Genomic DNA, 17,818 nt, shown 5'->3' on the forward strand with positions numbered 1-17,818 from the left:
TCAAGACAAGGAGACACGCGGTTGGAACGTTCTTTTCACAGCGAGATTGAAGCGCTGAAACTCGGCCAGGGCGAGACCTTCCAGGGCGAGGGCATCCTGGCCGTGACCAAGGCGCTGCTGCAATCGGGCGTGACCTACGTGGGCGGCTACCAGGGCTCGCCGATCTCGCACCTGCTCGACGTGATGGTGCAGGCCAAGCCCTACATGGACGAGCTGGGTGTGCACGTGGAAGCCTGCACCAACGAAAGCTCGGCCGCCGCCATGCTGGCGGCGTCCATCATGTACCCCGTGCGCGGCGCCGTGACCTGGAAGTCGGTGGTGGGCACCAACGTCGCATCGGACGCCTTGTCCAACCTGGCCTCGCCCGGCGTGATGGGTGGTGCGGTGATCGTGGTCGGCGAGGACTACGGCGAAGGCGCCAGCGTGATCCAGGAACGCACGCACGCGTTCGCCATGAAGTCGGCACTGTGGCTCATGGACCCGCGGCCCAACCTGCCCACCATCGTGCGCATGACGGAGAAAGCGTTCGAGCTCTCCGAGGCATCGAACACGCCGGTGATGATCGAGCTGCGCATCCGCGCCTGCCATGTCCAGGGCAGTTTTGTGGCCAGCGACAACATCGCGCCCGCCATCTCCAGCCGCCTCCTGCAGCAGGAAGCGGCCAGCTTCAACTACGACCGCCTCTCGCACCCGCCCGCGACCTTCCGCCACGAGAAGCTCAAGTACGAAGTGCGCATGCCGGCGGCGCGCAAGTTCATCGAAGAGGCCGGCCTGAACGAACACTTTGAAGGCCAGTATGCCGATGTGGGCCTGATCGTTCAGGGCGGTCTGTACAACACCACCATCCGGGCTCTGCAGCAGGCCGGTCTGGCCAACGCCACCGGCGACACCGACATTCCCATGCTGGTGCTCAACGTGGTGTACCCGTTGGTGCCGGGTCAGATCGCGGCCTTCTGCGCGGGCAAACGCGCGGTGCTGGTGGTTGAAGAAGGCCAGCCCGAATTCATCGAGCAGGACATCGCCACGCTGCTGCGCCGCGCCGACCTGCAGACCCGCCTGCACGGCAAGGACCTGCTGCCCATGGGCGGCGAGTACACGGCCGAAATTTTGTTGAAGGGCATCACCGCGTTCGCGTCCGAGCACCTGCCCGCGCTCGACACATCGGTGGCCCGGCAGTTCAGCACCGATCTGGCCGAGACCCGCACGCGCGCACTCGCCGAACTTGGCGGCGGCGTGCCCGCGCGCCCGCCCAACTTCTGCACCGGCTGCCCCGAGCGCCCGGTGTTTGCCGCGCTCAAACTGGTCGAGCGCGAGGTGGGCAAGCTGCACATCTCCACCGACATCGGTTGCCACTCGTTCGCCACCTTCGAACCGTTCTCGTTCGGCAACTCCATCCTCGGCTACGGCATGAGCATGGCGTCGAGCGCGGCTGTGAAGAACTTCTCGGCCAAACGACCGATCGCGATCATGGGCGACGGCGGCTTCTGGCACAACGGCCTGCTCTCGGGCGTGAGCTCGACCCTGCTCAACCAGGGCGACGGTGTGCTGGTGATCATGAAGAACGGCTACACCTCGGCCACGGGCACGCAGGAGACCATGTCCACACCCGCGTCGGACGCGCGCCTGCTGGCCGAAGGCGCGAGCGCCACGGTCAACGAACTCACGATCGAGAACACGCTCAAGGGCATGGGCGTGAAGTGGATCAGGACGGTGCACAACTACCGTGTTTCGCAGGTGCGCGATCTGCTGAAGGACGCGGTCAATTCGCCGTTCATGGGCCTGAAGGTCGTGATCGCCGAAGGCGAATGCCAGCTGGAGCGCCAGCGCCGCCTCAAACCCATCCGCGCACGCCGCCTGAAGGAAGGCCGGCGCAGCGTGCGCACACGCTACGGCGTGGACGAAGACACCTGCACCGGCGACCACTCCTGCATCCGTCTCTCGGGCTGCCCCACGCTCACCGTCAAGGAAACGGCCGACCCGTTGCGACGCGAACCGGTGGCGCACGTGACCAACGCCTGTGTGGGCTGCGGCCTGTGCGGCGAGGTGGCCGATGCCGCCGTGCTGTGCCCGTCCTTCCACAAGGTCGAGATCGTCACGCACCCGAGCTGGTGGGACCGCACCACCGACCGCTTCAACCGCTTTTTCATCGGCCTGCTGCAGCCGACCTGACATGAAGCACCCCCTGCGCCGCTTCGCGTCTTCCCCCTCTCTGGCCTTCGGCCGGAGGGGGACGATGCCTTGGGCCGGCGGAGCCGGACCCTTGGCATCCCTTGAAGGCGCGTCTGGGCCTCGGGCCATGAATCACTGATATGAATCCACAAGACCACTCCTACGGCATCCTGATCGCAGCTCTGGGCGGTGAGGGCGGCGGTGTGCTGGCCGATTGGCTGGTGCAGTGCGCGCTGCGCCACGGCCTGCCGGTGCAGGCCACGTCGGTGCCCGGTGTGGCGCAACGCACGGGCGCCACCAGCTATTACATCGAGCTGCTGCGCGAGCCGCTGCCCGGCCCGGCGCAGCCCGTGTTCGGCCTGACGCCGGTGCCCGGTTGTGTGGACGTGGTGGTGGCCAGCGAACTGCTTGAGGCCTCGCGCATGGTCGAGCGTGGGTTCGTCACCGGTCGCACCACCTTGCTGTCATCGACCCACCGCGTCTACACCACGCTGGAAAAGATGCACATGGCCGACGGCCGCCAGGACCCGCAGCGCCTGCTCGATGCGGCGCGCGCAATGGCCCGACACACCGTGTTGTTCGACATGGAGGCGGTGACGGCGCAGGCTGGCACGGTGATCTCGGCCGTGATGTTCGGCGCGCTCGCCGGTGCCGGTGTGCTGCCCTGGCCGCGCAGCGTCTGCGAGGACGTGATCCGCACCTCCGGCAAGGGCGTGCAGGCCAGCCTGGCCGGGTTTGCCGCAGCGTTTGACGAAGCGCACCAGCCCTCGATGCCCGAGCCCGAGGTGTCGCGCGACGCGCTCCAGGTGCTGGACGATGCCGACCTGCCCGCGCCACTTCGCCAGGCCTGGACGGTTCGCCTGCAGGCCTGGCCGGCCTCGGTGCAACTGCTCGCCGCACACGGCGCGCTGCGTTGCCGCGACTACCAGAACGACGCCTACGCCGATGCCTTTCTGATGCACGCGCAGGGTCTGGTGGAGGTCGCCACGCCCGCCGCGGCCCAAGCGCTGGACGAAGCGGTGCGCCACCTCGCGCTCTGGATGTGTTTTGAAGACGTGATCCGCGTGGCCGACCTGAAGACGCGGCGCAGCCGCTATGCACGTGTGGCCCTTGAGGCGCAGGTCCGCCCCGGCGACATCGTGCGCGTGACCGAGCACTTCAAGCCCGGTATCGACGAGGTGGCCGCAGTGCTGCCGCGCGCGCTCGGCGAGCGCCTGGTGTCGCTGGCCACCCGCCGTGGCTGGATGGGCAAGGCCCATGTGGGCCTGCACATCCGCTCCACCAGCCTGTGGGGCTTTTTGATGTTGCGCGGCCTGGCCTGGCTGCGCCCCCTGCGCCCGCGCTCGCTGCGCTACGCCCAGGAGCACGACACCATGGCCGTGTGGCTGGGCGCCATGCGCCAGGTGCTGCCGCAGGCGCCCGCGCTCGCGCTGGAGCTCAGCGGGCTGCCGCAGGTGCTCAAAGGTTATGGCGACACGCAGGCGCGCGGCCGCCTGAACTACGCACGCCTGTGGGCGAACCACGTGGTGCCGGCGCTCACCGGTGCCGTCGCCGCCGACAATGCTGCCGACGGATTGCGCGCTGCGCTCAAGACCACGCTGGCCGACCCCGAAGGCAAACTCAACACGGCGCACCGGCCACCGGCCGGTGCCCAACCCATCTTCTGGGCCGCCCGGCCCACGAAGGACGCGCCGCTGACCACGGGCACCTGAAGCCCGAGCAGCGTTTCGATCTCGCGACATCCACCACAACAGGAGACACACCATGAAGACCCGCACCCACACCACCCTGCGCGCCATTGCCGCCGCCACCCTGCTGCTGTCCGCGCTGGGTGCCCAGGCACAAGACAAGCCGGTCGAAATGAAGTTCGCCCACTGGCTGCCGGCCATGCACCCGCTGGCCAAGCTGGGCTTCGAGCCCTGGGCCAAATCGGTGGAGGCGGCGTCCAAGGGGTCGATCAAGGTGGCGTTGTTCCCCGCTCAGCAGCTGGGCAAGGCGGCCGACCACTACGACATGGCGCGCGACGGCATCGCCGAGATGACCTGGGTCAACCCCGGTTACCAGGCCGGCCGTTTCCCTGTCGTGGCGGCCGGTGAACTGCCGTTCCTGATCGGCAAGCCCGGCCCGGGTTCTGCCGGGCTGGATGCCTGGTACCGCAAGTACGCCGCCACCGAAATGAAGGACGTGAAGTTCTGCTTCGCGCACGTGCACGTGGGCACCTTCCATGCCAAGAAGCCGATCACCGAACCCGGCCAGCTCAAGGGCATGAAGATCCGCTCGGCCAACGGCACGGTGGCCCAGGCCATGACGCTGCTGGGCGCGACCAACGTGCAGGTCTCCGCGCCCGAGGCGCGCGACGCGCTCGACAAGGGCCTGGCCGATGCGATCACCTTCCCGTGGAACTCCATCGTCACCTTCGGCATCGACAAGGCCGTGAAGTACCACAGCGATTTGCGCCTCTACAGCTCGGACTTCGTGTGGGTCATGAACAAGCCTTGGTACGACAAGCTGGCTGCCGGCCAGAAAAAGGTCATCGACGACCACTGCAACAACGAGTGGGCCGGCAAGGTTGGAGCAGCCTGGGGCGACGAGGAAGACGCCGGCCAGGCCAAGCTGGAGAAGATGGCCGGCCACACCATCGTGACGATCACGCCGGCCCAGCTCGACGCCTGGAAGAAGGCGGTCGAGCCGGTCTACACCCAGTGGGTGAAGACCGCTGACGGCGCGGGTGTGCCTGGCCAGGCCGCCCTGGACGATCTGCGCAAGGAACTGGCGGCACGCAAGGCCTCCAACTGATGAAGCGGCTGCTCTCGGCCATCGAGACGATGGCCGCGCTCTCGCTGCTGCTGATCGCGGTGTTGACCGCGGGCAACGTGCTGCTGCGCTACGCCTTCAGCGTGCAGATCCCCGACTGGTTCGACGGCTCGCGCATGCTGCAGGGCATCGCGCTGTTCTGGGGCATCGCACTGGCCACCTACTACGGCACCCACATCTGTGTGGACCTGCTGTGGGAGGCGCTCAAGCCCGCCGGCCAGCGCCGCGTGGACCTGATCGGCACCGGCGTGACCGCCGCCTTCCTCCTGCCCATGGCGTGGATGGTCTGGGTCAAGGTGGGGGGCACCGGCAGCCAGGGCACCATGGACCTGCGGCTGCCGCTGCAGTGGTTCTACGGTGCGGCCGCCGTGGGCGCCTGCGTGGCGGCGCTGCTGGCGCTGGTGCGCCTGGTGCATCTGTGGCAGGGCCGCGCGGCCATTGCCGACGACGCGAATGATGATTTGAACGGGGCCGCCCATGGATCGTGATCTGGTGGCCCTGCTGGGCTTCGTGGCCATGTTCGGCCTCATGGCACTGCGCGTGCCCATCGGCGTGGCCATGGGCATTGCCGGTGTCGGCGGCTTTGCCGCACTCACCGGACTGCAACCCGGGCTCAACCTGCTGGCCAATGTGCCGCTGTCGGTGCTCACCGACTACAACCTCAGCGTGATCCCGATGTTCATCCTGATGGGGGCGTTTGCCTCGCAGTCGGGCATGAGCACCGAGTTGTTCGCGGCGGGCCGGGCCTGGCTCGGGCACCGCCGTGGCGGGCTGGCGCTGGCGTCCATTGCGGCCTGCGGTGGTTTTTCGGCCATCAACGGATCGTCGGTGGCCACGGCGGCCACCATGACGCAGGTGGCCTTGCCCGAGATGCGCCGCGCCGGCTACAGCCCGGGCTTCTCCGCCGGGCTGATCGCCGCGGGCGGCACGCTGGGCATCATGATCCCGCCCTCGGTGATCATGGTGCTCTACGGGATCATGACCGAGACCGACATCACCAAGCTGTTCGCCGCCGGCATCATCCCCGGCGTCATGGCCGTGGCTTTCTACTGCGTGGTGGTGGCGATCGTGGCGCGCCTGCGGCCCGATGCCCTGCCGCGCGGTGAGCGCCACAGCTGGGGCGAGCGTTTTGCCTCGCTGCGCGCGCTGTGGGCGGTGGTGGTGCTGTTCATGTTTGTGCTGGGCGGCATTTACGGGGGGCTGTTCACCGTGCAGGAGGCCGCCGGTGTGGGTGCCATGGGCACGCTGGCCATCGGCATGATCCGGCGCCGGCTGGGCTGGGTGCAGATCAAGGCCGCGCTGATCGGTGCGCTGCGGGTGTCGTCGGCCATCATGCTCATCGTGGTGGGGGCCTACCTGTTCGGCTACTTCCTCACCATCACCCAGTTCACGCAGAACGCGGTGGACTTTCTGGTGCACCTGCCGGTGGGGCCTTACGGCGTGCTCGCGCTGATCATGGTGGGCTATCTGATCCTGGGTGCGGTGATGGACGAGCTGGCCATGATCCTGCTCACCGTGCCCATCGTGTTCCCGGCCATGATGCAGCTCGGCTTCGACCCGGTGTGGTTCGGCGTGATCGTGGTGATGGCGGTGACCTTCGGCATGATCTGCCCGCCCGTGGGCATGAACGTGTTCGTCATCAACTCGATTGCGCGCGATGTGCCGCTGGGTTCCATCTACAAGGGCACCATGCCCTTCATCGGTGTGGATGTGCTGCGCCTGCTCATCCTGTGCGCCTTTCCGTCCATCTCGCTCTGGTTGCCGGGCTTCGTGCAGTAGTGTGAAACGACGCCGGTGGGGTGATCCGCAGCCGCTATGCTGCGGGTCATGACCTCACACACCCTGGAAACCCTCGAACTGATCACCGGCGGCAACCCCGCCGCCACGCCCGTGGCCAGCATCGTCGTGCTGCACGGACTGGGCGCCGATGGCAACGACTTCGTGCCGATCGCGCAAGAACTCGACCTGGACGCCCTTGGGCCGGTGCGTTTTGTATTCCCCACGGCACCGGTGAGACCGGTCACGCTCAACGGCGGCTACGAGATGCGCGCCTGGTACGACATCCACCCACCCATCGGCCAGTCGCGCCAGGAAGACGAGGCCGGCCTGCGCGAATCCTGCGCGCTGGTGCAGGCCCTGCTGGACCGCGAGCTTGCGCGTGGTGTGCCCGCTGCGCGCACCGTGCTCATGGGCTTCTCCCAAGGCTGCGCCATGACGCTCATGGCCGGCCTGCGCGCGCCACAGCGCCTGGCGGGTCTGGTGGGCCTGTCGGGCTATCTGCCGCTGGCGGGAAGCACGCAGGCCGAGCGCAGCGAGGCCAACCGCGACGTGCCTATCTTTCTGGCGCACGGCACGCACGATCCGGTGGTGGTGGTGCAGCGCGGCACCGAATCGCGCGATGCCTTGCAGGCGCTGGGCTACAGCGTGGACTGGCACACCTACCCGATGGAGCACTCGGTGTGCGCACAGGAGGTGGCCGATCTCAACGCCTGGCTGATGCGCGTGCTGGCGGGCTGAATGCCTGGACCCGGCTTCTTCACCCGCCGCTGGCGTGCCGAGGTGCCCATGCGCGTGCTGTTCTGGCGCGACATGGTGCTGGTGGGCACGCTGGTCAACCTGCTCTTCACCGGCGTGGCGCTGGCCATGGCGGCGTCCGACCTCCCCATCGGGCTGGCGGCCGCCGTGCACTTTGCCCCCTTGCCCTTCAACCTTTTTCTGGTGTTCGCGGTGTGGCGCCAGCCGGCCAGCGTGGTCCACCGCTGGGTTGCGGTGGGGTGGCTGGGGTTCGTCACGCTGGTGTGAACCAGGCGCCTGCAGCGCGCTGAAGGTCCGAACTGGGCGCACAAGACGGGGCTTATCACCCGTTGATGCCCGCGCAGGCTCTTGAGAATTCAAGTCTGACAAGTTGTTACCGATACAGAGGTACATCCGCCGGATGCCCCTCATCAACCTTGTCTCATATGGAGTTCTCATGAAACTGAACCGCGCCCTCATGCTGGCCACGCTGGCCGTCTCTGCCTCCTTCGCCCACGCCGCCGACCCCAAGGCCACCATCGCCGACCTCGACGCCCGCCTGGTCAAGATCGGTGCAGCCCGCGTCGACGGCACCGACACCGTGGCCGGCAAGACCGTTCCCGCCATCTTCTTTGGCGAACGCAAGATCAACAACAACTTCGATGTCGTCGACGGCATCCGCAAGAGCCACCAGGCCACCGCCACCGTCTTCGTGAAAGACGGCGACGAGTTTGTGCGCGTCAGCACCAACGTGCTCACGCCCGAAGGCAAGCGCGGCGTGGGCACCCAGCTCGCCCGCAACGCCGCCTACGAATCGGTGAGCAAGGGTCAGCAGTTCTGCGGCCCTATCGACGTGCTCGGCACCGCCTTTGATGCCTGCTACAACCCCATCAAGGATGCTGGCGGCAAAGTGATCGGCGCCAGCTACATCGGTCACAAGAAGTGATGGCGGTGGCGCGATGAAAAAACTTCTCAATCCATTTGGCTGGCTCCGTCGACTGACGGTGAGCCAGCAGCTCTTCGGCGCATTTGCGTCCATCCTGGTGTTGACGGCTGCTCTTGGCGCCACCGCTCTGGTGGGTCTGAAGAGCGTGGATGGGGAGGCCTTCGCGCTGTCCCAGAAATGGCTCAAGGGCGTCGGAGCTCTGTCCGATGCCCGCGCGCTGGCGGTGGAATACCGCGAGCTCGAGATCAAGCACAGCCGCACCGAAGACACCAGTTACCACGCCGAGTACGAAGACAAGATGAAAGAGGCCGGCAAGTCCCTGCAGGCCTTGTTCGCGGGCTACCAGGGCCGTGTGGCGGGTGAGGAAGAAACGGCGCTGAACGCGACGCTTTCCACCGCCTGGGCCGCGTACCTGCAGGCCAACGAAAAGGTCATCAAGCTCGGTCGCGACAAGTTGCAGGTGGACGCCGCCGACATTGCCGACGGCCTGGCGAGCATGGCGTTTGATGAAGTGGTTTCGGCCCTCAATGCCTTGATCCAGTTCAACTACGACGGCGGTGAAGCCGCAGCGCAACGTGTTTCCACGGTGTACGACCAGGCGCGCTTTGCCGTCATGGGACTGATCGGTCTGGCGCTGGTGATCGGCATGGGCCTGGCGCTCATGATCACCCGCAACATGCTGGGCCAGCTCGGTGGCGAGCCACGCATCGCGGTGAGCATTGCCCGCGCGGTGGCCGAAGGCGACCTGACCACGCCGATCCAGCTGAAGAAGGGCGACAGCGACAGCCTGCTGGCCTGGCTGCAGACCATGCAGGAAGGCCTGTCCAAGGCCGTGACCGATGTGCGCCGCAGTTCCGACTACGTCTCGCACGCCAGTGGCGAGATCGCCTCCGGCAACCAGGACCTGTCGGCCCGCACCGAGCAGCAGGCCAGCGAACTGGAGGAGACCGCAGCCACCATGGAACAGCTGGGCACCACCGTGCGCCACAACGCCGACAACGCACGCCAGGCCAGCCAGTTGGCCCAGAGTGCGTCGAGCGTGGCGGTGCAGGGCGGTGAAGTCGTGGGCCGCGTGGTGCAGACCATGAAGGGCATCAACGAGAGCAGCCGCAAGATCAGCGACATCATCGGCGTGATCGACGGCATCGCCTTCCAGACCAACATCCTGGCGCTGAACGCGGCCGTGGAAGCCGCGCGCGCTGGCGAGCAGGGCCGGGGTTTTGCGGTGGTGGCCGGCGAGGTGCGCAACCTCGCGCAGCGCAGTGCCGAAGCCGCCAAGGAAATCAAGGGCCTGATCGGCGCCAGTGTGGACCGTGTGGAACAGGGCTCGGCCCTGGTCGACCAGGCCGGCACCACCATGCAGGAAGTGGTGGCTTCGATCCGCCGCGTGAGCGACATCGTGGGCGAGATCAGCGCAGCGAGTGCCGAACAGAGTTCGGGCGTGGCGCAGGTCGGCCAGGCCATCACCCGCATGGACCAGGGCACGCAGCAAAACGCGGCGCTGGTGGAGCAAAGCGCGGCCGCCGCCGACAGCCTCAAGCAGCAAGCGCTGCAGCTGGTGGAGTCGGTGGCGGTGTTCAAGACGGGCGTTTCACGGGCCTGAGTTGGGTCGCTTCGAAAAACGCGGGGAGGCTGTCAGGCTTTCCCGCGTTTTTTATTGGGCTGCGCTGGCCATCAACTCCCCATCGCCAGCTGAAGCGCCAGGCGGTTGTGCTTTTCCAGCAGCGGTCCGAGGCCCACCGTGGTCAGCTGACCCTGCCGCACCACCACCCGCCCGTTCACCACCGTGTACGCTGCCTGCGCGCTCGCACAGAGCAGCAGGCTCGCCACCGGATCGTGCACCGCACCGCCGGCAAAGCCCAGCGTGCGCAAGTCGAACAACGCAAAGTCGGCGCACAGGCCGGGCGCGAGATGTCCCACATCGCTGCGTCCCAACACCTGCGCACCACCGCGCGTTGCGATAAACAGCGCGTCGCGCGCTGTCATCTCGGCCGGGCCCAGATCACAACCCAGGAAGGTCTTGCCCTCGCGCAGCTCGGGCGGCTGCATCGCGCGGCCCACACGGGCCAGCAACAGCGCCTGGCGCGCCTCGGCCACCATGTGCGCGCCGTCGTTGCTGGCGCTGCCGTCCACGCCCAGACCCACGGGCACGCCGGCGTCCAGCATGCGGCGCACCGGTGCGATGCCCGAGGCCAGGCGCATGTTGCTGCAAGGGCAGTGCGCCACGCCGGTGCGGCTGGCGGCAAACAGCGAGATGCCGTCGTCGTCGAGCTTGACGCAGTGCGCGTGCCACACGTCGTCGCCGAGCCAGCCCAGGTCTTGCGCGTACTGCGCGGGCGTGCGGTTGAACTTTTCGAGGCTGTAGGCGATGTCGTGGTCGTTCTCCGCCAGGTGGGTGTGCAGCCGCACCCCCTGTCCCTTGAACGAACGTGCCAGCGCCGCGCTGTCCTTCATGAGCCCGGTGCTCACCGAAAACGGCGAACACGGTGCCAGCGCGATCTGCAGCATGGCGCCATGGCTGGCGTCGTGCCAGGTCTCGATGATCCGCTGGCTGTCTTTGAGGATCGCGTCCTCGCGTTCCACCACGCTGTCGGGCGGCAGGCCGCCCTGGGATTGCCCCACGCTCATGCTGCCGCGCGTGGCCACAAACCGCATGCCGATGGCCTGTGCGGCTTCGATGCTGTCTTCCAGCCGCACGCCGTTGGGGTAGAGGTAGAGGTGGTCGCTGGTGGTGGTGCAGCCGCTCATGAGCAACTCGGCCATGGCCACCTGGGTGGAGACCTGCACCATCTCGGGTGTGAGGCCGCGCCAGATCGGGTAGAGCCCGCGCAACCAGCCGAACAGCTCGGCGTTCTGCTCCCCCGGTATGGCGCGTGTGAGCGATTGGTACATGTGGTGGTGCGTGTTCACCAGGCCCGGCACGACGAGGTGGCCGCGCGCGTCGATGGTCTCGTCGGCCGCATCGCGCAAGGCGGCGGGCAGCTCTGCCGAAGGGCCGATCCATTCGATCAGGTTGTCGCGCACGAAGAGCGAAGCGTCCTGCAACTCGCGCCCCCGCGCCGGGTCGGCGTGGTCGAAGGTGGCGATGCAGGTGGCGCGGTGAATCAGCAGGGAGGCCATGAAAGAGCGGGTGTTGATGTGGCGACAATGGAGGGCATGTTCACATTCTCAGCCAACCTCAGCACGCTCTTTCCCGAGCTGCCCTTCGCCGACCGTTTTGCCGCCGCGCGCGAATGCGGCTTCGAGGCGGTCGAGTGCCAGTTTCCCTACTCCCACACCGCCGACCACCTGGCCGCCCTGCTGCGCGCCAACCGCTTGCGCATGGTGTTGCACAACCTGCCCGGCGGCGACCCGGCGGCGGGCGACCGCGGCATGGCCTGCCACCCCGCGCGGGTGGGCGAGTTCCGCGCTGGAGTGGCCCGCGCCATCACCCATGCGCTGGCCCTGGGTGTGCCGCAGCTCAATTGCCTCGCGGGTCTGCAGCCTGCGGGCGTGAGCGATGCGCAGGCCCGCGTCACGCTGGTGGGCAACCTGCGGTTTGCCGCCGCCGCGCTGCGTGTGCACGGCCTGCGTTTGCTCATGGAGCCCATCAACACGCGCGATGTGCCCGGCTTTTTTGTGAACCAGGCCGCGCAGGCGCTGGCGATCATGGACGAGGTCGGCGCGGACAACCTCTACCTGCAGCACGACCTGTACCACGCCCAGCGCATGCAGGGCGAGCTGGCCGGCACACTGCGCGCGCTGTTGCCGCGCATCGGCCACATCCAGATTGCCGACAACCCCGGGCGCGGTGAGCCCGGCAGCGGCGAGATCAACCACCGGTTCCTGTTCGACGAACTCGACCGGCTTGGCTACAGCGGCCATGTGGGCTGCGAGTATTTTCCCCTCGAACAACGCGCCGGCGGCACCCGCTCCGGCCTGGCCTGGCTGGCCGCCCACGGACGCCACCCCTCCGGAAGACCCCTGTGATGCATGCCTCCCTGAACGACCCCCGAGCCCTGCTGCGCCACCTGTTTGATGTGGCGGTGCAGCGCGCGCTGCCGCTGCACAACACGGCCGCGTTCCTGCCGCCGCCGCCCAAGGGCCGCACCGTGGTGATCGGCGCCGGCAAGGCCGGTGGCGCCATGGCCCAAGCGGTGGAAGCGCTGTGGCCGGCCGATGCGCCCCTCTCGGGACTGGTGGTCACGCGCTACGACCACACGCCGCCGCGCCCGGCGGGCTTGAAGGACCGCATCGAGGTGGTGGAAGCCTCGCACCCGGTGCCCGACGCCGCGGGCCTGGCCGCCGCGCAGCGCATCCTGCAGCTCACGCAAGGCCTCACGGCCGACGACCTCGTGCTCTGCCTCATCTCGGGTGGCGGCTCCTCGTTGCTCACGCTGCCGGCCGACGGCCTCACGCTCGAAGACAAGCAGCGCATCAACCGCGAACTGCTCAACAGCGGCGCCAACATCCTGGAAATGAACACGGTGCGCAAGCACCTCTCGCGCATCAAGGGTGGTCGCCTCGCTGCGGGCTGCGCCCCGGCGCGTGTGGTCACCATCACCATCAGCGACGTGCCGGGCGACGACGTGAGCGTGATCGCCAGCGGCCCCACCGTGGCCGACGCCACCACCTGCGCCGATGCGCTGGACATCCTGCAGCGCTACGGCATCGACGTGCCGCCGGCCGTGCGCGCGCAGCTGGAGCGCGGCGAACTCGAAACGCCCAAACCCGGCGACGCACGCCTGCAAGGCCACGAGGTGCATCTGATCGCCACGCCGCAGCAAAGCCTGGAAGCCGCCGCCGCCGCGGCGCGCGCGATCGGGCTCAACACGTATGTGCTCAGCGACGAGATCGAAGGCGAGTCGCGCGAGGTGGGCAAGGTGCACGCGGCGCTGGCGCGTTCGGCGGCGCTGGGTCGCAGCGATTTCAAGACACCGTGTGTGATCCTCAGCGGCGGTGAGACCACCGTGACCGTTCGACCCCGTGTGGAGGGCCAGGCCAAGGGCAAGGGCGGGCGCGCCGGCGAGTTCTGCCTCGGCATGGCCCAAGCCTTGAACGGCATCGACGGCGTTTGGGCCCTGGCGGCCGACACCGACGGCATCGACGGCATGGAAGACAACGCCGGCGCGCTGGTGACGCCCGACACCCTGGCCCGCGCCGCAGCGCAGGGACTCAAGGTCACCGACCACTTGGCACGCAACGACGCCTACGGCTATTTCCAGCCGCTGGGCGATCTGGTGGTCACCGGGCCCACGCACACCAACGTGAACGATTTCCGCGCCGTGCTGGTGCTCTGAGGCCCACCCGCCCCGGGCCGACGGTTACAAGTCGGCCCGGCGGATCGTTTCTAATGTCGCCTTGGCCACCGGATGTCCGGCCTGGCCACCGCTGACGGGCGTGCACGCCCCCGACGTCGGCAACCCACCCTGTTCTTGATGCCGATTGCGCCTGTGGGGCGCCAAGGAATGCTTTTTTGCGCAGCAATTTCAACCGCTCAGCCCTGGTGCGCCAGCTCGCCGGCTGGCAGGCCGCGCCCGTGGACGTGCCGCGCCAGGACCTGGCCGAGCGCCTGGGCCAGTGGTTCAACGTGGCCGACGCGATTGCGCTGAGCTCGCTCCACCAGGCCATGCCCGCCGTGGCGCGCGTCCGGCGGCCTGCGGTGCCGGCCAGCGCCCGGAGCGTGCAGGCCGAGCTGCAGCGCGTGCGCGCCACGCTGAGCCAGGCCATCACCAGCCCGCCGCTCGAGCCCGGCGATGAGGGCAACGAAGACACCGACGCCGGCTTTGCGCCGCACCTCCAGCGTTGCCTGGAGCAGCAGCGCCGGATGGACATGAGCATCGAGGCGCTGCGTGGCCACGTGCGAAAAAACCTGTCCCTCACCTCCGCGCGGCTGGCCCAGCTCGCCGCCTTGGACGCCGTGCTCGAACCCATGCTGGGCGGGCGCGAACAGCGCCTGCTGGCCACCGTGCCCAACTTTCTCAAGACGCGCTTTGCAGAGCTGCGCCAATCCCACCCCGGCGGCTGGCAGCCGCTGTTTGAACACGAGCTGCAGCAGACCCTGCTGGCCGAGCTGGACCTGCGCTTGCAGCCCGTGGCCGGCATGGTCGAAGCGCTGAGCCAGGAAGTGAAACAACACCCATGAACTCCAACACTGTGAACCGCCTCCTTGTCCCGGGCGCCTTTGCCCTCGGCCTCATCGCCGTGCTCTGGGTCGGCTGGGGCTTTGTCGGCACCAGCGCCATCGCACTGACCATGACCCTGGCCATCGGCGCTGTCTATTTGCTGGGCGCGCAGGAGATCCGGCGCTACTCGGCGCTCACCGCCGCGCTGGGTCAGGCCTTGGCCGACGTGCCGCAGCCGCTGGCGCAATTGAGCGACTGGCTCGGCCGCGTACCGCCGGCGCTGCAAGGCCCCGTGCGTGCCCGCATCGACGGTGAACGCGGTGCCATGCCCGGCCTGGCGCTCACGCCGTACCTGATCGGCCTGCTGGTGATGCTGGGCATGCTCGGCACCTTCCTGGGGCTGGTGGTCACCTTCCGCGGCGCCGTGTTCACGCTGGAGGGCACGGCCGATCTGCAGGCCATCCGCTCGGCGCTGGCCGAACCCATCAAGGGCCTGGGCCTGGCCTTTGGCACCTCGGTGGTGGGTGTGGCCACCTCGGCCATGCTGGGTCTCATGTCGGCCATCAGCCGGCGCGAGCGCCTGCAGGTGGTGCGCGAACTCGACGCGCAGGTGGCCACCGTGTTCCGCCCGTTTTCGCTCGCGCACCAGCGCGTTGAGGCCTTCAAGGCCTTGCAGCAGCAAGCCGGTGCGCTGCCCGCGGTGGCCAACCAGCTGCAGGCCCTGATGGAGCAGATGGAGCGCCGCGGCCAGCAACTCGACGAGCAGTTGCTGGCGCGCCAGGACAGGTTCCACCGCGAGGCGAACGCAGCCTACGAGGCGCTGGGCCAGTCGGTGGCGCGGTCGTTGAGCGAGAGCCTCTCGGCCAGCGCACGCATCGCGGGTGAGACGCTGCAACCGGTGGTGGAAAACGCCATGACCGCCATCGCCGCCGAATCCACCCGCCTGCACGAACGCGTGGGGCAGGCGGTGCAGACGCAGCTCGGTGAACTCTCCAGCCGTTTCGGTGCCACGGCCGGCGGTGCACTGGAGGCGTGGACCACCGCCTTGCAGCAGCACGCGCGCAGCGCCGAGCAACAGGTCGCGGGTCTGGAGCGCTCGCTCGCGGCTTTCAACAGCAGCTTCGAACAAGGCTCAGCCTCGCTGATCACCCACGTGCAGGACACGGCGAGCCGAGCACAAGCCGAACACACCGCTGCAGAGCAACAGCGCCAGGCCGCCTGGACCGAGTCCTTGCAAGGCATGGCGACCGCCTTGCAAACCGAGTGGCAACAACTCGGCGCGCAGACGCTCGCGCAGCAGCAGGCCGTGGGCCAGACGCTGGAGCAGACCGCGACCCGCTGGCGCGACGAGTTGGCCAGCTTGCGCAGCGAAGAAGCCGCGCGCGGCGAGGCGGCCGTGCAGCGCCTGGCCGATCTGCAGGCTTCGCTCAACGAACAGGTGGCCACGCACCTGGGCACGCTGGGCGCTGCGATCGAAGCGCCGATGGCGCGCCTGATGGACACCGCGTCCGAAGCCCCCAAGGCCGCGGCCGAGGTGATCGCGCAGCTGCGTCGCGAAACCACGCAGCTGGGCGAACGCGACAACCTCGCGCTGCAGGAGCGCACCACGCTCATGAACAACATCGGCAGCCTGCTGGAGACCGTGCAACAGGCCACGGGCGAGCAGCGCGCGGCCATCGAATCGCTGGTCACCTCGGCCGGCGCCGTGCTCGACCAGGTGGGCCGCCAGTTCGCCGAGACCGTGGGCGCGCAGGCGCACCGCGCGGACGACGTGGCGGCGCAGGTCAGCGGCAGCGCCATCGAGCTGGCCGCGCTGGGCGAGGCCTTTGGCCACGGTGTGCAGCTGTTCGCCGCGACCAACGAAAAACTCATCGACAGCCTGCAGCGCATTGAAGCGGCGGTGGGCCAGTCGATGCAGCGCAGCGACGAACAACTGGCTTACTACGTGGCGCAGGCGCGCGAGGTGATCGACCTGAGCATCAGCTCGCAGCAGGGCATCGTCGACGATCTGCGCCGGCTGCGTACCGCAGAAAGTGCTGCGTGATGGCCGGGCTGGACGACACCATGGAAGATGGCGCGGACGGGCAGAGCGCGCCGGTCTGGGCCGTGTTCGGCGACCTCATGGCGGGTCTGGTCGGCGCCTTTGTGCTCATCCTCATCGGTGTGCTGGTGGTGCAGATGGACCTGGTGGCGAGCCTGCAGTCGGAGGTGCAGAAACGCCAGCAGGAAGAGGCCCGCCGCATGGCGCTGGAGAAGGCGCTGGCCATTCCCTTGCAGACCGGCCGTGTGACGCTGGACAACGGGCGCATCGGCATCAGCGGCAGCGTGCTGTTTCCGCTGAACTCCGACGAGCTGCGGCCCGAAGGCCGTCAGGTGCTCAAGAGCCTGGTGCCGCCGCTGCAGGTGTACCTGGGCGAGCGCGACGAGATGCTGATGGTCAGCGGCTTCACCGACGACCGCCCGGTGCAGGCCAACAACCAGCGCTACACCGACAACCTCGAACTCTCGGCGCAGCGCGCACTCACCGTGACCCGCGCCCTGATCCAGGAAGGCATGCCGCCGCAGCGGGTGTTCAGCGCCGCCTTTGGTGCCGAACAACCCGTGGCGTCCAACACCGACGAGCAGGGCCGTGCGCTCAATCGCCGGGTGGAAATGGCGCCGGTGCCCAAGGCCGCCCCATCGACCAGCACGGCCAAGGCGGCAACGCGTGAGTGATCCGGTGCAGGCTCACTTTGTGGCGGCGCTCACACGCCGTCTGCAGACAGCGCCCGAAGCGGTGCAGCGTGTGCTGCGAGAACGGCTGCAACAGACCTGGCCGGACCACGCCACAGAGGCACCGCCTTCAAGGCTTGCCCGCACCCGCGCGCCTTCGCCATTGGCGCAACTGAACCGCGACATCGCCGCCAACGCACCGCCGGCGCGCGAGCTGCGCAGCGCCCAGCGCTTCCGCGACACCTGGTCGCGCATCTGCGCCGAAGACGAAGTGACCCAGGCGGTGGAGCAAGGACCGGAGAACGCGGGCCCGCTCAATTCGCACATGCTGGTGCTGCGCACGCTGGCCTTGATGCGCGACCTGTCGCCCGACTACCTGCGGCGCTTTCTGTCGCACACCGACACGCTGCTGTGGCTGGACCAGGCGCAGTCGCAGGCCCGTACGAAGCCACCGGCCGCCAAACCCAAGGCGGCGCGCACCAAAAAATAAGCCCGGCGCCGAAGTGACTTTCGGCGCCGGGCTTGGGGAGCAGGGCAGGGCGCTCAGGCCCTGCTTTGC

16 protein-coding genes are annotated in these 17,818 nt (G+C 68.2%); 15 read left to right on the top strand and 1 reads right to left on the bottom strand.

Translation table 11 applies throughout. The features are described from left to right. Window positions 1-21 precede the first annotated feature (21 nt). From BSY239_RS03570 to BSY239_RS23000, 9 genes are all read left to right on the top strand, one after another. On the top strand, window positions 22-2,169 hold the full coding sequence (locus tag BSY239_RS03570) for a thiamine pyrophosphate-dependent enzyme (RefSeq protein WP_069045634.1): 2,148 nt from the start codon (window positions 22-24) through the stop codon (window positions 2,167-2,169). Window positions 2,170-2,309: 140 nt separating this feature from the next. Further along, window positions 2,310-3,881 (top strand): indolepyruvate oxidoreductase subunit beta family protein, encoded by a 1,572-nt coding sequence (locus BSY239_RS03575; RefSeq protein WP_069045635.1) that lies wholly within the window; start codon window positions 2,310-2,312, stop codon window positions 3,879-3,881. A 52-nt stretch (window positions 3,882-3,933) separates the two neighbouring features. Further along, entirely contained in the window at window positions 3,934-4,965 is a 1,032-nt protein-coding gene (locus tag BSY239_RS03580) for a TRAP transporter substrate-binding protein (protein ID WP_069045636.1), read from the top strand. Then, a complete protein-coding gene (locus BSY239_RS03585; RefSeq protein WP_069045637.1) occupies window positions 4,965-5,471 on the top strand; it encodes a TRAP transporter small permease in 507 nt (168 codons plus the stop codon). Before BSY239_RS03580 ends, BSY239_RS03585 begins: the two co-directional genes overlap by 1 nt. Continuing rightward, window positions 5,461-6,762, top strand: coding sequence for a TRAP transporter large permease (locus tag BSY239_RS03590; RefSeq protein WP_069045638.1), 1,302 nt, complete (start codon window positions 5,461-5,463; stop codon window positions 6,760-6,762). Before BSY239_RS03585 ends, BSY239_RS03590 begins: the two co-directional genes overlap by 11 nt. A gap of 48 nt (window positions 6,763-6,810) precedes the next feature. Continuing rightward, window positions 6,811-7,500: an alpha/beta hydrolase gene (locus BSY239_RS03595; protein ID WP_069048749.1), complete on the top strand. Its 690-nt coding sequence runs from the start codon at window positions 6,811-6,813 to the stop codon at window positions 7,498-7,500. Further along, window positions 7,501-7,785: a hypothetical protein gene (locus BSY239_RS03600; RefSeq protein WP_069045639.1), complete on the top strand. Its 285-nt coding sequence runs from the start codon at window positions 7,501-7,503 to the stop codon at window positions 7,783-7,785. Between the two features lie 169 nt (window positions 7,786-7,954). Beyond that, window positions 7,955-8,443: a Cache 3/Cache 2 fusion domain-containing protein gene (locus tag BSY239_RS03605; protein ID WP_069045640.1), complete on the top strand. Its 489-nt coding sequence runs from the start codon at window positions 7,955-7,957 to the stop codon at window positions 8,441-8,443. A 13-nt stretch (window positions 8,444-8,456) separates the two neighbouring features. Next, on the top strand, window positions 8,457-10,046 hold the full coding sequence (locus BSY239_RS23000) for a methyl-accepting chemotaxis protein (RefSeq protein ID WP_069045641.1): 1,590 nt from the start codon (window positions 8,457-8,459) through the stop codon (window positions 10,044-10,046). A 71-nt stretch (window positions 10,047-10,117) separates the two neighbouring features. On the opposite strand, the gene BSY239_RS03615 is transcribed toward BSY239_RS23000, so the two are convergent. Next, window positions 10,118-11,563, bottom strand: a complete 1,446-nt coding sequence (locus tag BSY239_RS03615; RefSeq protein WP_069045642.1) for an 8-oxoguanine deaminase — start codon at window positions 11,561-11,563, stop codon at window positions 10,118-10,120. Between the two features lie 36 nt (window positions 11,564-11,599). On the opposite strand from BSY239_RS03615, the gene BSY239_RS03620 reads away from it, so the two are divergent. The 6 genes from BSY239_RS03620 (at window position 11,600) to BSY239_RS03645 (ending at window position 17,749) form a co-directional block, all read left to right on the top strand. Continuing rightward, a complete protein-coding gene (locus tag BSY239_RS03620) occupies window positions 11,600-12,412 on the top strand; it encodes a hydroxypyruvate isomerase family protein (protein ID WP_069048750.1) in 813 nt (270 codons plus the stop codon). Then, entirely contained in the window at window positions 12,412-13,722 is a 1,311-nt protein-coding gene (locus BSY239_RS03625; RefSeq protein ID WP_069045643.1) for a glycerate kinase type-2 family protein, read from the top strand. The genes BSY239_RS03620 and BSY239_RS03625 overlap by 1 nt, the downstream gene beginning before the upstream one ends. Before the next feature lie 176 nt (window positions 13,723-13,898). Next, window positions 13,899-14,567, top strand: coding sequence for a DUF3348 family protein (locus tag BSY239_RS03630; RefSeq protein ID WP_069045644.1), 669 nt, complete (start codon window positions 13,899-13,901; stop codon window positions 14,565-14,567). After that, entirely contained in the window at window positions 14,564-16,591 is a 2,028-nt protein-coding gene (locus BSY239_RS03635) for a DUF802 domain-containing protein (RefSeq protein ID WP_156775405.1), read from the top strand. The genes BSY239_RS03630 and BSY239_RS03635 overlap by 4 nt, the downstream gene beginning before the upstream one ends. Next, window positions 16,591-17,262: an OmpA family protein gene (locus tag BSY239_RS03640; RefSeq protein ID WP_069045645.1), complete on the top strand. Its 672-nt coding sequence runs from the start codon at window positions 16,591-16,593 to the stop codon at window positions 17,260-17,262. The genes BSY239_RS03635 and BSY239_RS03640 overlap by 1 nt, the downstream gene beginning before the upstream one ends. After that, window positions 17,255-17,749, top strand: a complete 495-nt coding sequence (locus tag BSY239_RS03645) for a DUF2894 domain-containing protein (protein WP_069045646.1) — start codon at window positions 17,255-17,257, stop codon at window positions 17,747-17,749. Before BSY239_RS03640 ends, BSY239_RS03645 begins: the two co-directional genes overlap by 8 nt. Window positions 17,750-17,818: the final 69 nt, after the last annotated feature.

The organism is Hydrogenophaga sp. RAC07 (assembly GCF_001713375.1).
Taxonomy (GTDB): Bacteria; Pseudomonadota; Gammaproteobacteria; order Burkholderiales; family Burkholderiaceae_C; genus Hydrogenophaga.

What these genes read in the sequence shown, in the direction of transcription:
- BSY239_RS03620 (WP_069048750.1), top strand. Translation starts at nt 11,600, where the DNA reads ATGTTCACATTCTCAGCCAACCTCAGCACGCTCTTTCCCGAGCTGCCC.
- BSY239_RS23000 (WP_069045641.1), top strand. Translation starts at nt 8,457, where the DNA reads ATGAAAAAACTTCTCAATCCATTTGGCTGGCTCCGTCGACTGACGGTG.
- BSY239_RS03580 (WP_069045636.1), top strand. Translation starts at nt 3,934, where the DNA reads ATGAAGACCCGCACCCACACCACCCTGCGCGCCATTGCCGCCGCCACC.
- BSY239_RS03585 (WP_069045637.1), top strand. Translation starts at nt 4,965, where the DNA reads ATGAAGCGGCTGCTCTCGGCCATCGAGACGATGGCCGCGCTCTCGCTG.
- BSY239_RS03590 (WP_069045638.1), top strand. Translation starts at nt 5,461, where the DNA reads ATGGATCGTGATCTGGTGGCCCTGCTGGGCTTCGTGGCCATGTTCGGC.
- BSY239_RS03640 (WP_069045645.1), top strand. Translation starts at nt 16,591, where the DNA reads ATGGCCGGGCTGGACGACACCATGGAAGATGGCGCGGACGGGCAGAGC.
- BSY239_RS03635 (WP_156775405.1), top strand. Translation starts at nt 14,564, where the DNA reads ATGAACTCCAACACTGTGAACCGCCTCCTTGTCCCGGGCGCCTTTGCC.
- BSY239_RS03605 (WP_069045640.1), top strand. Translation starts at nt 7,955, where the DNA reads ATGAAACTGAACCGCGCCCTCATGCTGGCCACGCTGGCCGTCTCTGCC.
- BSY239_RS03625 (WP_069045643.1), top strand. Translation starts at nt 12,412, where the DNA reads ATGCATGCCTCCCTGAACGACCCCCGAGCCCTGCTGCGCCACCTGTTT.
- BSY239_RS03615 (WP_069045642.1), bottom strand. Translation starts at nt 11,563, where the DNA reads ATGGCCTCCCTGCTGATTCACCGCGCCACCTGCATCGCCACCTTCGAC.
- BSY239_RS03600 (WP_069045639.1), top strand. Translation starts at nt 7,501, where the DNA reads ATGCCTGGACCCGGCTTCTTCACCCGCCGCTGGCGTGCCGAGGTGCCC.
- BSY239_RS03595 (WP_069048749.1), top strand. Translation starts at nt 6,811, where the DNA reads ATGACCTCACACACCCTGGAAACCCTCGAACTGATCACCGGCGGCAAC.
- BSY239_RS03575 (WP_069045635.1), top strand. Translation starts at nt 2,310, where the DNA reads ATGAATCCACAAGACCACTCCTACGGCATCCTGATCGCAGCTCTGGGC.